Below are 12,991 nucleotides of genomic sequence, written 5' to 3'. Positions count from 1 at the left end.
AGATAGCCGTTCGGGGCGTGAAACGGAACGGGAACATGCTATAGGCGCGAGGTGACGTCGCCGCCCGCTCCCGCAACGCTTTCGACGCCAGGATTGGCGCCCCTCTTCGCCGACTGGTTCGCGCGGCGCGGCTGGTCGCCCCGCCGACACCAGCTGGAGATGATCGCAGCCGCCCAGGCCGGGTCGCATGCCCTGCTGGTCGCCCCGACCGGCGGCGGCAAGACGCTGGCGGGGTTCCTGCCGTCGCTGGTTGAGCTGGCCGAGCGCGGACCGAGGCCGGCGTTCGGGCCGGGTTCGGGCGTGCACACCCTTTATCTGTCGCCGCTCAAGGCCCTGACCACCGACGTCGAGCGCAACCTGATGACGCCGATCCGCGAGATCGGGCTGAACATCCATGTCGAGAGCCGCACCGGCGATACCAAACAGTCGAAGAAGGCGCGCCAGCGCGAGACCCCGCCGGACATCCTGCTGACGACGCCCGAACAGCTGGCCCTGTTCTGTGCCTGGGACGGGGCGCGGGCCTATTTCGCCGATCTGAAATGCGTCGTGCTGGACGAGGTCCATGCGATCTGGAGCGGCAAGCGGGGGGACCTGCTGTCTCTGGGTCTGGGGCGGCTGCAGTCGTTCGCGCCGGGGATGCGGCGGGTGGCGCTAAGCGCGACGGTGGATGATCCTGAGATGATCGCCTCATGGTTATCTCCTTCCCCCATTTCGGGGGAAGGTGGGCCGCGAAGCGGCTCGGATGGGGGCTCGGTCCGCGACACGATCTGCGAAGTTGGAAGTGCAGCCGGCAGCCCCCATCCGTCTCGCTCCGCGAGCCACCTTCCCCCGCAAGGGGGGAAGGGCGATGTGGTGATCGTCCGCGGCGACCCCGGCGCGCCGCCGGTGGTGGACGTCCTCGTCAGCGAGGGCCGCGTGCCGTGGGCGGGCCACACGGGCCAGCACGCCATCCCCGAGGTCTATGAGGTGATCAAGGGCGCGGGGATGTCGCTGATCTTCGTCAACACCCGCTGGCAGGCCGAGTTCGTGTTCCAGCAGCTTTGGGCCATCAACGACGACAGTCTGCCGATCGGCCTGCACCACGGCTCTCTGGCGGCCGAGCAGCGGCGCAAGGTCGAGGCGGCGATGGCCCGGGGCGATCTGCGCGCGGTGGTCTGTACCTCGACGCTGGATCTCGGCATCGACTGGGGCGACGTCGATCTGGTGATCCAGATGGCCGCGCCCAAGGGAGCGTCGCGGCTGGTGCAGCGGATCGGCCGGGCCAATCACCGGCTCGACGAGCCATCGCGCGCCCTGATGGTGCCGGCCAGCCGCTTCGAGATGCTGGAGTGCCAGGCCGCGCGCGAGGCGGTGGCCGAGAACACCTTCGACTGGGAGCCGGTGCATACGGGCACGCTGGACACCCTAGCCCAGCACATCATGGGCTGCGCCTGTTCCGAGCCCTTCGCCCTGACCGATCTCTATGACGAGATCACTGGCTGCGGCCCCTATCGCGACCTGACGTACGAACAGTTCGAGGAGGTGGTCGATCTGGTGGCCACCGGCGGCTATGCCCTGCGCACCTATGAGCGGTTCGCGCGGATCGTCCGCACGCAGGACGGCCGGTGGACCGTCCGCAACGCCCAGACGGCGCAGCGGCACCGGATGAATGTCGGGACCATCGTGGCGGCGGCGACCCTGAATGTGCGGGTCGCCTCACGGCGCGGCGGGGCGGCGAAACAGTTGATGGGCGGCCGCAAGGTGGGCGAGGCCGAGGAGAGCTATTTCGAGCAGATGACGCCCGGCGACACCTTCATCTTCGCCGGTCAGGTCTGGGCCTTCCAGGGCATCAACGGCATGGACGCCCTGGTGACGCATGCGCAGGACAAGGACCCGAAGATTCCCTCGTGGGGCGGGTCGAAATTCCCCATGTCGACCTCGCTGGCCGTCCGGGTGCGGGCTCTGATCCAAGACCGCGACCATTGGCGGGTGCTGCCGCCCGACGTGCAGGAGTGGCTGGAGCTGCAGGCGGCGCGCTCGGTCATTCCGGACGCGCAGACCATGCTGGTCGAGACGTTTCCGCGCGGGTCCCGGCATTTCCTCATCGCCTATCCATTCGAGGGGGGGCTGGCGCATGCGACGCTGTGCATGCTGCTGACGCGGCGGCTGGACCGGCTGGGGGTCGGGCCGCTGGGTTTTGTCTGCACCGACTATTCGCTGGCCATCTGGTCGATCAAACCGATGGATGGCCTGGACCTCGACGCCCTGTTCGAGCCCGACATGCTGGGCGATGATCTGGAAAGCTGGCTGGAGGAGAGCTTCATGATGAAGCGCAGCTTCCGCAATTGCGCCCTGATCTCGGGCCTGATCGAGCGACGCCAGCCGGGGTCCGAGAAGTCGGGGCTGCAGGTGACGTTTTCCACCGACCTGATCTATGACGTGCTCCGCCGCCACCAACCCGATCATCTGCTGTTGAAGACCGCCCGCGCTGATGCGGCCGCGGGCCTGCTGGACGTCGCGCGGCTGGGCCAGTTGCTGGAGCGGATTCGCGGGCAGATCCGGCATGTGCCGCTGGAGCGACCCTCGCCCTTCTGCGTGCCGGTGCTGGTGCAGATCGGCCGCGAACGCGTCGGCGGCGGCCAGGCGGCCGAGATGATCCTCGACGCAAGCGCCTATGGCTTCGATGAGGAGACGCTCATCGCCGAGGTGATGGCGGATGCCCCAGGGCTGGAGGGTATGGCGTGAGCAGGATCAACGTCTCCCTTCCCCCCTCGCGGGGGAAGGGGGCCCGTCAGGGCCGGATGGGGGGTGTGTCGGCGGCCCGCTCATCGTCCGACCGCCTGTGTGCTGAACCAGACCCCCCATCCGTCTCGCTCCGCGAGCCACCTTCCCCCGCAAGGGGGGAAGGACGATGAACGCCGCCTTGAGAAATCTCCTCTCCCCCGCGCGCTGCCCCAGCGGCGGCCTGCGGGTGCATATCGAGGGCGAGCCCTGCGTGCTGCGCTGCTCGGGGGCGCTGTGGGTGCTGAACCATCGGACCCTGATCGCCGCCGACCTGCATCTCGAAAAGGGCTCGGCCTTCGCCGCGCGGGGCCAGATGCTGCCACCCTATGACAGCCGCGCGACGCTCGACCGGCTGGAGGCCGAGATCGAGGCGCTGTCGCCGGCCGCGGTGGTTCTGCTGGGCGACAGCTTTCATGACTCCAGGTCGGTCGGCCGGATGGCGTCCGACGACAAGGCCCGGCTCGACCGGCTGGCGGCGGGCCGCGACTGGATCTGGCTGGAAGGCAACCACGACATTGCCGCCTTGGCCGGAGCCATGGACGACCTGGTCGGCGAGGTGGTCGAGACCATGGCGCTCGGCTCCCTGCGCCTGATTCACGAGCCTCAGCCGGGCGTCCAGCCCGGCGAGATCGCCGGCCACCTGCACCCGGCCGCGCGGGTGGCGGCGCATGGACGCGGCGTGCGGCGGCCGTGTTTCGTGACGGACGGACGGCGCGCGATCCTGCCGGCGTTCGGGGCGTTCACCGGCGGGCTGGATGTGCGCGACCCGGCGATCGCGGGGTTGTTCGAGGAACCGCCTATGGCTGCGGCGCTGGGACGGGACCGGGTGCATGCGCTGGCATGGGAGGCGCTGCGGTAGGATCCCGGAAAAGCAGCGCATTCGACGCCCCCTCCAGCTCCCGCTCCAGCCGCTCCATGAATTCCGCCCGCTTCAGCCCTGCGGGGATGGCCGGCAGGAACTCATAGACTACCGTCCCCGGATAACGACGGAAGCCGTGCGCGGGCCAGTGGACGCCGGAGTTGGTGGCCATCGGGGTGCAGGCGGTGTCGAGGTCGCGGTAGAGGGCGGCGATGCCGGGCTTGTAGTCGGGCGCGGCACCGACCGGCGCGCGCGTGCCCTCGGGGAAGATCAGCATCTGGCGGCCCTCGGCGAAGCGCAGCCGCGCCTGCCGGACCATGTCCTTCAGCGCCTTGGAATGGGCCGAGCGGTCGACGGCGATCATCTTCGTCTTGACCGCGAACCAGCCGAAGAAGGGCAGGGGGGCCAGCTCCTTCTTCATGATGAAACAATTGTCCGGCAGCAGGGCGAAGGGGGCGATGACGTCCAGCATCGACTGGTGTTTGCCGGCGATCAGGCAGGCCCCGACCGGCATATGCTCCAGACCCCGGAACTCGACCTTGACCCCGGCGATCCAGCGCAGGCCGAACAGGCAGAATTTCGCCCAGTGGCGGACCACCCACATGGCCGGGCGGTAGGACATCAGCAGGGCCGGCGACAGGCCGACCGAATACAGCACCAGCGACAGATACAGCCAGGCGACGAACAGCAGGGACCGCAGGCTGGTCACGTCAGGCGGCTTTCTGGACAGGAACGTCCGAGGGGGCTGCGTCCGCCGCCGGCCGCTCGCCGCCGATCATGGCCCGGCCGAGGGCGGCGAGGTATTTGACATACTCCAGGGTCATCCGCCGGGCCGTGACGGCGGCCCTCCACCAACGCGAATTGTCCAGCGACGGCGTCTCGACCGCATAGGGAGTCAGGCGGACGCCCGGCGCGGCGGCGCGGATCTCGGTCAGGGCCCGGGGCATATGATAGTCCGAGGTGACCACGATCAGGCTGTCATAGCCCTTGGCGTCGGCCCAGGCGGCGATCTCCTGGGCGTTGCCGATGGTGTCCTCGGCCTCGAAACCCAGGTCGACGCAGCAGTTGAACAGTTTGTTGGAGCCCGGGGTCAGGGCGCGCAGTTCCTGGCGGCGGACCTCGCGGTTGACGCCCGAGATCAGGACGCGCTCGCCCTTGTCCTGTTCCAGCAACCGGATGGCCGCGTTGACGCGCTCGGCCGACGGGCCGGTCAGGGCCACGATGGCGTCGGCCCGCTCGGGCTCGGGCGCGGGCGTATAGCCGCGCACCCGATCGGCGAAGGCGAACAGGCCGATCAGCCAGATCAGGGCCAGAATCGCAATGAAAGTCAGAAACTTCATGCGCTTAACCTAGTGACGCCCTTTCAGTCGCGCCAGCGCCATGAAGCGCGCCGCCGCAAGCGCCACCGTAGCGGCCAGTAGCGGGCATGGCGAGAGCAGCAACAGGTCGCTCCACATGAGCGGCAGGGCGGGCGTCACGCCTTCGGCCCCGCCGAGAAACCGCAGGCTCGCGACCAGCACCATGGCGGCCACGGCCCCGATCCCGCCGGCCGCCGCGGCGAGCAGGCCGTAGCGCGTCTGGTACAGGCCGGCGATGGCGCTGTCCGAGGCCCCGTTCAGGCTCAGCGTCTCGATCACCCCGGCCTGGGCGGCCATGCCTGCGCGGGTGGCATAGGCCACCGCCGCCCCCGCCGCGCCGGCGGTCAGCCCGAAGGCTGCGAGGGCCAGGATGGTGATCAAGGCGGCCGACCGCTCCACCTCGCCGCGCCACAGGCTGTGGTCGTCGAGGGTGGCGTCCAGCCCGGCCGAGGCGAGGGCGCGGCTCAGGCTGACGGCGCTGGCCGGCCCGGCCGTGTCCAACCGCACCGTGACCAGATGCGGAATCGGCAGATCGGGCAGGACGGCGTCCCCCAGCCAGGGGCGCAGCAGGGCCTCGGCGGTCTTGCGGTCCATGGCCTCGGCCTCGGCCACGCCGGGGACGCCGGACAGGGTTTCGGCGGCGCGGGCGGCGGCCTCGGCCCCGGTTTCGCCGACGCGCGGCCGGACCTGGACCGTGGCCTCGGAGCGCAACTGGCGAGCCCAGCCGTGGGCAGCGCGGTCGGCGGCGGCCGCGCCGACGGCCGAGAGGCAGGCCAGGAAGCACAGGACGGCGATCAGCGACACCAGCCACGGCTCGCCGCCCGCGTCACGCGGCAGCAGGGCGGGGCGACGAGTGAACAGGCGGCGGATCATACCGGGCCCCCGCTCAGTCGGCCGCCTTCGAGGCGCAGCACCGACGCGCCGGAGCGTAGGGCCAAGGCCTCGTCATGGCTGGCGATCAGGACGGTCGCGCCCAGCCGGTTCAGCGACTGGAACAGCTTCAGCAGCCGCTCGCCCATCTTCGCATCGACGCTGCCGGTCGGTTCGTCGGCCAGGATCAGCTCCGGCCCGGCCACCACGGCACGGGCGATGGCCAGCCGCTGTTGCTCGCCGCCCGACAGCGAGGGTGGCCGGTCGTTCATCCGGTCGCCGAGGCCGACCCAGTCCAGCATCTCCCCGACATCGGCGGCATAGTTGTCCGCTCGCCCCCCGGCGAGCCGCAGCGGCAGGGCGACGTTCTCGAAGACGGACAGGTGGTCCAGCAGGCGGAAGTCCTGAAACACCACGCCGATGCGCCGCCTGAACGCGGGCAGGTCGCGGCGGGGGGCCTGGCCGGCGTCCTCGCCGAACAGATGCAGGCTCCCGGCATCGGGTCTTTCCTGCAACGTCAGCAGTTTCAGCAGGGTCGACTTTCCCGCTCCGGACGCCCCGGTAAGGAAGTGGAAAGAGCCGGATGGCAAGGTGAGGTTAACGTCCCGCAGCGCGCGGTGCGTCGCCGCATAGCCGAAACCCACGCCAGACAGGCGGACGGTGTCGGTCGCGGGGGCGGATGGTGTGGCGCGGCGGGGCTGGACGGGCATCGATTTTGGGTCAGGACGCGGTTCGCACCGCGACGGGAGGGGGCGAAGAGCCTCGCAGTCAGCCGACATGATACTGACCTGCCCGTCCTGCGCCACCAGCTATTTTACCCCCGATGAGGCCATCGGGCCCGGCGGCCGCACCGTGCGCTGCAAGGACTGCAAACATACCTGGCGGGCCACGCTGGACGAGCCGCTGGAACTGTCGGTCTCGTCGACGCCCGCCGAGGCCCCCAGTTTCGCGCCCCGCGAAGAGGCCGAACCCGAATCGCTCGCGCAAACGCCCGCGCCGGAACTGCCCAAGGCCTTCCGGGCCCGCGCCGAACAGCAGCGCCGCCTGCGCCGCGCCGCGACGCACGGCGTGGTCTGGGCCGGTATCGCCTCGGGCTTCGCCGCCCTTCTGGCCAGCGCCTGGCTGTTCCGCGTCGACGTCGTAGAGATGGCCCCGCGCGCGGCCGCCGCCTATGCCGCCGTCGGCCTGACGGTGAATCCCACCGGCCTGGATTTCGAGGCCATCACCGCCAAACCCCTGCCCAATGACCCGGGCAAGGTGCTGGTCTCGGGCGCGCTCAGGAACGTGCGTGACGATGAGCGCACCGCCCCGCCGGTGCGGGTGGCCCTGCTGGACGCCCAGGGGGCCGAGATCGGCCATGCCGTGGTGCGGATCGACGCCGCCCCGGTCCTGCCGGGCAAGGTGCAGGGCTTCGCCGCCGTCATCGCCGACCCGGGTGCCCGGGGGCAGGGAATCGGCGTCGATTTCGTGCTGGATGACCCTGTGGCGCGCCCGGAGCCGGCCCATGCCGCGCCGGTTCGATCCGACACGCGTCGCGCGGCACCGCCCGCCGTCCATGAACCCGCCACGCCGCTGCACGAGGCAGAGGCCGGCCTGCGCCCCGCCCTGTCGCCTGAGGGCCCGGCACCGATGAACATGTATCCGATCGACGCCGTTCCCGCGGTGGACACACAGGGGGTCGAGGCGGTATCCGCCTCGAATGGCTGACTCCCCCAAGCCCACCATCCTTCTGCCCGAAGCCGAGGTTCAGCGCATCGTCGCCGAGCTGGCGGCGCAGATCGCCCCCGTGATCGATGACGAGACCGTCGCCGCCGTCCTGCTGACCGGCGGGCTGTGGTTCGCCGCCGACCTGACCCGCGCCCTGTCGCGGCTGGGGCGCAACGTCCGCTTTGACGCCCTGTGGCTGGCCTCATACGGCGACGAACAGTCGAGCCGGGGCCGGATCGACGTCTATGCGCCCTTCCAGCGCCCGATCACCGGCCGCCGGGTGCTGATCATCGACGATGTGTTCGACACCGGCCTGTCGCTGGCCGAGGCGGTGCGGATCACCCGGGAGAATGGGGCGTCGGAGGTGTTGACGGTGGTCTTCGCCAAGAAGCCCTGGCCTTTGCCGCGCGCGCCGGAACCGGACTTCGTTGGCTGGGAGGCACCGAACCGCTTTCTGGTGGGCTACGGGCTGGATCACGCGGGGGCTCTGCGCGGCCTGCCGGACGTGTGCGCGCTGGACTAGAGCCAGTCGGCCCGGGGCTCGCGGGCCCACATGTCCTCGTAGCTCGGCCGCGACCGGACCATGGCCCAACGGTCGCCGTCCACCAGCACTTCGGGGACCAGCGGCCGCGAATTATACTCGCTGGCCAGCACCGCCCCATAGGCACCGGCCCCCATGAAGGCGACCAGATCGCCCGCCTCAAGCGGCGGCAGCATGCGGTCGCGAGCGAAGATGTCGGTGGACTCGCAGATCGGACCGACCAGATCATAGGCTCGCAGCTCGCCCTCGCGCGGTCGCACCGGCACCAGGTCGTGGAAGGCGTCGTACAGCGCGGGGCGCATGAGGTCGTTCATGCCGGCGTCGAGAACCAGGAAGCGGCGGCCGCCCCCTTCCTCTGGAGAACCGGTGCGCTGGTTGACCTGGATGACACGGCTCAGCAGCAGGCCGGCGTTGGCGGCCAGAAGCCTGCCCGGCTCGAACGCCGCCTCGACCCCCAGGCCTTCCAGCACGCGCGCGCACATGGCGGCGTAGTCGGCGATTGAGGGCGTGTCCGTCTGGCCGTGATAGGGCACGCCCAGTCCGCCGCCGAGGTCGAGGCGGGTGACTGAATGGCCGTTGGCGCGCAGGGTCAGGACCATCTCGCGCAGGGTATGGAAGGCGGCCTCCATCGGTGCCAGCGACATGATCTGGCTGCCGATATGGCAGGCCAGCCCGACCGGCGTCAGATGCGGCGAGGCCGAGGCGCGGGCGTAGAGGTCGATCGCCTCCTCGACCGGCACGCCGAACTTGTCGGTCGCGCCACCGGTGGTGATTTTCGCATGGCCGCCGGCGCCGATTTTCGGGTTGACCCGGATGGCGATGGCCGGGGCTGAACCCTTGGCGGCCGCGATCGCGATCAGTCGCTCCAGTTCCGCACCGCTCTCGACATTGATCTGGCGGACGCCGACCTCGATAGCGAAGGCCAGTTCGGCATCGGTCTTGCCCACGCCGGAGAAGATGATCCGCTCGCCGGGAATTCCGGCCTTCAGGGCCCGACGGATTTCGCCCTCGGACACGGTGTCGGCCCCGCAGCCCAGCCGTGCCAGGGTTGCCAGCACTGACAGATTGGAGTTGGCCTTGACCGCGAAGGCGATCAGGGCGTCGCCCAAGGCACCGCGATGCGCGTCGGCCGCCGCGCGCAGCAGGCTGTAGTGCCGCGTCAGGGTCGCGGTTGAATAGACATAGGCCGGCGTGCCGACCGCCCCGGCGAGCGCTTCCAGCGGCACGCCTTCGGCATGAAGTGCGCCGTCGATGCGATCGAAATGGTGCAAGGGCTAGCGGTTCGGCTGGGCGCCCGGGCCGTTGTACGGGCTGGTCGGACCCCCGTCGATCGGCTGGGTGCTGGGCGGACGATAGACGGTGGCCGGCTCGGGCAGGGCCGGCGCGCGGCCGTCGCGCTGGCTGCGCTCCGTCTGCTTCGCCGGCGGGGCCTCGAGATCGGCCATGCGGCCGCAACCGGAAGCGGAGAGGGCGAACAGGGCGAGGACGCCCAGGCTGACGATCGATTTCATCCCAATCCCCTACGCGAGACGCGTCTTCCATTCAGCGATGCGCGCGCGAACCTGCTCCGGCGCGGTGCCCCCGAAGCTCTGGCGGCTGGCGCAGGAAGCCTCAGGCGTGAGCACCTTGTAAACCGCTTCCGTCGTGCCGGGTTCAAGTGATTGCAGTTCGGCCAGCGGCAGTTGCGACAAATCCACGCCCAGGGCTTCGGCCCGCTTCACCGCGGCGCCGGTGACATGGTGCGCCTTGCGGAACGGCAGGTTCAGCTCGCGTACCAGCCAGTCCGCCAGATCGGTGGCGGTCGAGAAGCCCGAGCCGGCGGCGGCGCGCATCCGTTCGGTGTTCGGCTGCAGCGCTGAAACCATGGCCGTCATGGCCCCCAGGGCCAGGGTCAGGGCGTCAAAGGCCTCGAACACCGGCGGCTTGTCCTCCTGCATGTCCTTGGAATAGGCCAGCGGCAGCCCCTTCATCACCGTCGACAGGGCGACCAGCGAGCCCATGATCCGGCCCGTCTTGGCCCGCACCAGCTCGGCGGCGTCCGGGTTGCGCTTTTGCGGCATGATCGACGAGCCGGTGGTCAGGTCGTCGGGCAGGGTGGCGAAGCCGAACTGGGGCGTCATCCAGATGACGATCTCCTCGGCCAGACGCGACAGATGACCGGCGCAGATCGAGGCTGCGGCCAGACTCTCAAGGGCGAAATCGCGGTCGGACACAGCGTCCAGCGAATTGCCCATGGGCCGGTCGAAACCCAGTTCGGACGCCGTCATATGCCGGTCGATGGGGAAGGGCGATCCTGCCAGGGCGGCGGCGCCGAGCGGATTTTCGTTCATCCGCCGACGGGCGTCGGCGAACCGGCCGGCGTCCCGGCCGAACATCTCGACATAGCCCATCAGGTGATGGCCAAAGGTCACCGGCTGGGCCGGCTGCAGGTGGGTGAAGCCGGGCATCAGGTCGGCGGCGTGCTGTTCCGCCCGGACCAACAGGGCAGATTGCAGCCCCTTCAGCTGTTCGCCCGCCCGGTCGCAGGCATCCCGAACCCACAGCCTGAAATCGGTCGCCACCTGGTCGTTGCGGCTGCGGGCGGTGTGCAGCCGGCCTGACGGCTCGCCGATCAGCTCGGCCAGCCGCGCCTCGACATTCATATGGATGTCCTCGAAGGCGTCACGGAACGGGAAGGAGCCGTCGCGGATCTCGCCCTCGATGGCGTCCAGCCCGCCCAGAATGGCGTCGGCGTCAGCCTGGGTCACGATGTCGCGCGCCGCCAGCATGCGGCAGTGGGCCCGCGACCCGGCCAGATCCTGGGCCCACAGCCGACGATCCACGCCGATCGAGACATTGATCGCCTGCATGATGTCGGCCGGTCGCGCGGAGAAGCGCCCGCCCCACATGTCTTGACCTTCCGCGTTCGGATCGGCTTTGGTCGGGGCGGAGGATTCTGGATCGGACATGAAGGTCTCGAAGGCGGTTCTGGGCGTTGCGGCGGGCGTGCTGCTGATCGGTGTGATCGGCGGTGCCGCGCTGCTATACGCCAAACCCGGCGGGATCGACAAAGCGCCGCCGCCCGCGGCTGCGAAAAGTGACCTGGCCCGGTTCGCCCGCGGCTCGATTGCCTCGCTCGAGACGCCCGCTGCGCTGGAGCCGGCACCGGCCTATGTATTCAGGACCCGCGACGGTGCCGAGGCGCGCCTGTCGGATTTCCGCGGCAAGGTGGTGGTGGTCAATGTCTGGGCCATGTGGTGCGCGCCCTGCCGCACCGAGATGCCCACCCTGGCCCGGCTGGCCGAGACCTATGCCGGTCGGGACGTGGTTGTGCTGCCCATCAACGTCGACAACGACGCCGACAAGATCGCGGACGCGCGCAGCTTCATCGATGTGCACGAACCGCTGCCGCTCCACAGCGACCCCAAATTCCAGCTGCCGTTCGAACTGCCGGGCAAGGGCAAGATGCCCCAGACCGTGCTGCTGGACCGGCAGGGCCGGATCCGGGCGCATTTCTCCGGGGAAGCCGACTGGGCCAGCCCCGAGGCACGCGCCCTGATCGATGCGCTGCTGGCCGAGCCACGCTAGGGGCTGATGTGGTCGCGGCCGTCGTGTCGGCTTCGGCCCGACAGTGTCAGTTGCCCCGCGTGTCGGTCGCCGTCTCTGCCTTCTGATCGTCGGCCTTTTCCGCCAGCTTGTCGGTCGCCTCGTCGACTTCCTGCGCTGCCTCGGTGGCCCCGGCCACGATGGCCGAGCCGACCTGGGACGCTTCTTCCTTCAGCGCCGTTCCCGCTGTTTCGGCCGCCTGGCCCGTGTCAGCCGCGGTGGCATTGGCATCCGCCTGGGCGTTGTCCTGCTCGGCCTGGCTGCAGGCGGCGAGCGACAGGGCAGCGAGGGCGGCGAGTGTGATGGTCTGGATGCGCATGGGAAATCCCCGTTCGGCGTTGAACCTCGGCGGTAAACGCGGGGGACCGGATGCGGTTGCGCGGACCAGCCGGACCGGCATCCGGCTGGAGAGAAATCCGGGGTCTTGATGGACGGGGTCCATCAAGACCGTTGTCGCCCTAGGCGGCGGCGTCGCCCCAGACCGCAAGCAGGCGCGCCGCGCGGCCGCAGAACCGGCTGTAGCCGCCGTACCGCACCGGATTGAGCCGCGCGAAGTCTTGGTGATAGGCCTCGGCCGGCCAGAAGCGCGCGGCGTCGCGCACGGGAGTCGTAAAGCGGGCGGCACCGATCCGCGCAGCGGCGGCGCGTCTCGACGCCTCGGCCGCGGGCTTCTGGGCCGCCGTCGCGAAGACCGCCGTCGCATAGGACGGCCCCTGGTCGCAGAACTGGCCGTCGGGATCCGTCGGATCGATGGTCAGCCAGAACCGGTCGACCAGTTGCCGGTAGCTGATCCGGGCCGGGTCGAAGGTGACCTGGACCGCCTCCAGATGGCCGGTGCCGCCCCGGACGACCTGTTCATAGCCGGGATTGGCGACCCGGCCGCCGGCAAAGCCGGAGACGGCGGTGACGACGCCGGGCATGTGCTCGAAATTCGCCTCCGTCGACCAGAAACAGCCGCCGGCGAAGACGGCGACCTCGCGCCGGCCGCTGTCCCGGGCCTGGGCCGCCGAGGCGGGCGTGACGGCCGGAGCGGAGGGCGCGCTCTCCGCGGGGGCCCCGGGCGAGCAGGCGGCGATGGCGAGCAGGATCAGGCTGGCGAGGGCGGGGCGCGACATGGGACGATCTCCGGCGGGGCGGACGGTACGCCACCGTCCAACACATACGACGCCCGGCCGTCCGAGGTTTCAAGACCCTGCAAAGCAAAACCGCCGGCCCCTATGGGGACCGGCGGTTCTGTTGTCTGGCCGATCGGCCTTCCGGGTTTAGCGGAAGTTGATGCCGATGGTGGCGCGACGGTTGAGGGGCTCG

General features: G+C 70.1%; 14 protein-coding genes. 5 read left to right on the top strand and 9 right to left on the bottom strand.

All coding sequences use genetic code 11. The features are described 5' to 3' along the window. Nucleotides 1-93: 93 nt before the first annotated feature. Nucleotides 94-2,724 carry a ligase-associated DNA damage response DEXH box helicase gene (locus ACP7AS_RS12385; RefSeq protein WP_426029168.1) on the top strand — a complete coding sequence of 877 codons (2,631 nt, stop codon included), beginning with the start codon at nucleotides 94-96 and terminating at the stop codon, nucleotides 2,722-2,724. A 166-nt stretch (nucleotides 2,725-2,890) separates the two neighbouring features. Further along, complete coding sequence (gene pdeM, locus ACP7AS_RS12380; protein ID WP_426029167.1) at nucleotides 2,891-3,622, top strand: ligase-associated DNA damage response endonuclease PdeM; 732 nt, start codon at nucleotides 2,891-2,893, stop codon at nucleotides 3,620-3,622. On the opposite strand, the gene ACP7AS_RS12375 is transcribed toward pdeM, so the two are convergent. From ACP7AS_RS12375 to ACP7AS_RS12360, 4 genes are read right to left on the bottom strand one after another with little or no spacing between them, the layout of a single operon-like run. After that, nucleotides 3,561-4,331 carry a lysophospholipid acyltransferase family protein gene (locus ACP7AS_RS12375; RefSeq protein ID WP_426029166.1) on the bottom strand — a complete coding sequence of 257 codons (771 nt, stop codon included), beginning with the start codon at nucleotides 4,329-4,331 and terminating at the stop codon, nucleotides 3,561-3,563. The genes pdeM and ACP7AS_RS12375 overlap by 62 nt on opposite strands. Nucleotide 4,332: 1 nt before the next feature. Beyond that, nucleotides 4,333-4,962, bottom strand: a complete 630-nt coding sequence (locus ACP7AS_RS12370; protein ID WP_426029165.1) for a YdcF family protein — start codon at nucleotides 4,960-4,962, stop codon at nucleotides 4,333-4,335. A gap of 9 nt (nucleotides 4,963-4,971) precedes the next feature. Next, a complete protein-coding gene (locus ACP7AS_RS12365) occupies nucleotides 4,972-5,853 on the bottom strand; it encodes a cell division protein FtsX (protein WP_426029164.1) in 882 nt (293 codons plus the stop codon). Further along, nucleotides 5,850-6,560 (bottom strand): cell division ATP-binding protein FtsE, encoded by a 711-nt coding sequence (locus ACP7AS_RS12360; protein WP_426029163.1) that lies wholly within the window; start codon nucleotides 6,558-6,560, stop codon nucleotides 5,850-5,852. The genes ACP7AS_RS12365 and ACP7AS_RS12360 overlap by 4 nt, the downstream gene beginning before the upstream one ends. 67 nt (nucleotides 6,561-6,627) lie before the next feature. On the opposite strand from ACP7AS_RS12360, the gene ACP7AS_RS12355 reads away from it, so the two are divergent. Both ACP7AS_RS12355 and ACP7AS_RS12350 read left to right on the top strand, forming a co-directional pair. Next, complete coding sequence (locus tag ACP7AS_RS12355; protein WP_426029162.1) at nucleotides 6,628-7,557, top strand: MJ0042-type zinc finger domain-containing protein; 930 nt, start codon at nucleotides 6,628-6,630, stop codon at nucleotides 7,555-7,557. Continuing rightward, nucleotides 7,550-8,080 (top strand): phosphoribosyltransferase, encoded by a 531-nt coding sequence (locus ACP7AS_RS12350; RefSeq protein ID WP_426029161.1) that lies wholly within the window; start codon nucleotides 7,550-7,552, stop codon nucleotides 8,078-8,080. The genes ACP7AS_RS12355 and ACP7AS_RS12350 overlap by 8 nt, the downstream gene beginning before the upstream one ends. On the opposite strand, the gene lysA is transcribed toward ACP7AS_RS12350, so the two are convergent. Genes lysA through argH form a run of 3 tightly spaced genes read right to left on the bottom strand, consistent with a single transcriptional unit; the run spans nucleotide 8,077 to nucleotide 10,986 of the window. Continuing rightward, a complete protein-coding gene (gene lysA, locus ACP7AS_RS12345; RefSeq protein WP_426029160.1) occupies nucleotides 8,077-9,369 on the bottom strand; it encodes a diaminopimelate decarboxylase in 1,293 nt (430 codons plus the stop codon). The two genes, ACP7AS_RS12350 and lysA, sit on opposite strands and share 4 nt — an antisense overlap. 3 nt (nucleotides 9,370-9,372) lie before the next feature. Beyond that, nucleotides 9,373-9,609, bottom strand: a complete 237-nt coding sequence (locus ACP7AS_RS12340) for a hypothetical protein (protein ID WP_426029159.1) — start codon at nucleotides 9,607-9,609, stop codon at nucleotides 9,373-9,375. A 9-nt stretch (nucleotides 9,610-9,618) separates the two neighbouring features. Further along, nucleotides 9,619-10,986 carry an argininosuccinate lyase gene (gene argH / locus ACP7AS_RS12335; protein ID WP_426029202.1) on the bottom strand — a complete coding sequence of 456 codons (1,368 nt, stop codon included), beginning with the start codon at nucleotides 10,984-10,986 and terminating at the stop codon, nucleotides 9,619-9,621. Nucleotides 10,987-11,044: 58 nt separating this feature from the next. Here argH and ACP7AS_RS12330 point away from each other — a divergent pair, with 58 nt between their 5' ends. Beyond that, nucleotides 11,045-11,665 carry a TlpA family protein disulfide reductase gene (locus tag ACP7AS_RS12330; protein ID WP_426029158.1) on the top strand — a complete coding sequence of 207 codons (621 nt, stop codon included), beginning with the start codon at nucleotides 11,045-11,047 and terminating at the stop codon, nucleotides 11,663-11,665. A gap of 46 nt (nucleotides 11,666-11,711) precedes the next feature. Here the strand turns inward: ACP7AS_RS12330 and ACP7AS_RS12325 are convergent, their stop codons facing one another. Together ACP7AS_RS12325 and msrA are read right to left on the bottom strand one after the other, a co-directional pair. Further along, nucleotides 11,712-12,002: a hypothetical protein gene (locus tag ACP7AS_RS12325; RefSeq protein WP_426029157.1), complete on the bottom strand. Its 291-nt coding sequence runs from the start codon at nucleotides 12,000-12,002 to the stop codon at nucleotides 11,712-11,714. Between the two features lie 139 nt (nucleotides 12,003-12,141). Continuing rightward, entirely contained in the window at nucleotides 12,142-12,798 is a 657-nt protein-coding gene (gene msrA / locus ACP7AS_RS12320; RefSeq protein ID WP_426029156.1) for a peptide-methionine (S)-S-oxide reductase MsrA, read from the bottom strand. Nucleotides 12,799-12,991: the final 193 nt, after the last annotated feature.

The sequence above is a fragment of the Brevundimonas sp. TWP2-3-4b2 genome (assembly GCF_049897345.1).
Taxonomy (GTDB): Bacteria; Pseudomonadota; Alphaproteobacteria; order Caulobacterales; family Caulobacteraceae; genus Brevundimonas.
This window is presented reverse-complemented; position numbering and strand designations above follow the sequence as displayed.

Excerpts from the sequence above, each read along its gene's own strand:
- pdeM (WP_426029167.1), top strand. The coding sequence starts at position 2,891 with ATGAACGCCGCCTTGAGAAATCTCCTCTCCCCCGCGCGCTGCCCCAGC.
- ACP7AS_RS12370 (WP_426029165.1), bottom strand. The coding sequence starts at position 4,962 with ATGAAGTTTCTGACTTTCATTGCGATTCTGGCCCTGATCTGGCTGATC.
- ACP7AS_RS12365 (WP_426029164.1), bottom strand. The coding sequence starts at position 5,853 with ATGATCCGCCGCCTGTTCACTCGTCGCCCCGCCCTGCTGCCGCGTGAC.
- ACP7AS_RS12360 (WP_426029163.1), bottom strand. The coding sequence starts at position 6,560 with ATGCCCGTCCAGCCCCGCCGCGCCACACCATCCGCCCCCGCGACCGAC.
- ACP7AS_RS12355 (WP_426029162.1), top strand. The coding sequence starts at position 6,628 with ATGATACTGACCTGCCCGTCCTGCGCCACCAGCTATTTTACCCCCGAT.
- ACP7AS_RS12350 (WP_426029161.1), top strand. The coding sequence starts at position 7,550 with ATGGCTGACTCCCCCAAGCCCACCATCCTTCTGCCCGAAGCCGAGGTT.
- ACP7AS_RS12340 (WP_426029159.1), bottom strand. The coding sequence starts at position 9,609 with ATGAAATCGATCGTCAGCCTGGGCGTCCTCGCCCTGTTCGCCCTCTCC.
- argH (WP_426029202.1), bottom strand. The coding sequence starts at position 10,986 with ATGTGGGGCGGGCGCTTCTCCGCGCGACCGGCCGACATCATGCAGGCG.
- ACP7AS_RS12330 (WP_426029158.1), top strand. The coding sequence starts at position 11,045 with ATGAAGGTCTCGAAGGCGGTTCTGGGCGTTGCGGCGGGCGTGCTGCTG.
- ACP7AS_RS12325 (WP_426029157.1), bottom strand. The coding sequence starts at position 12,002 with ATGCGCATCCAGACCATCACACTCGCCGCCCTCGCTGCCCTGTCGCTC.
- msrA (WP_426029156.1), bottom strand. The coding sequence starts at position 12,798 with ATGTCGCGCCCCGCCCTCGCCAGCCTGATCCTGCTCGCCATCGCCGCC.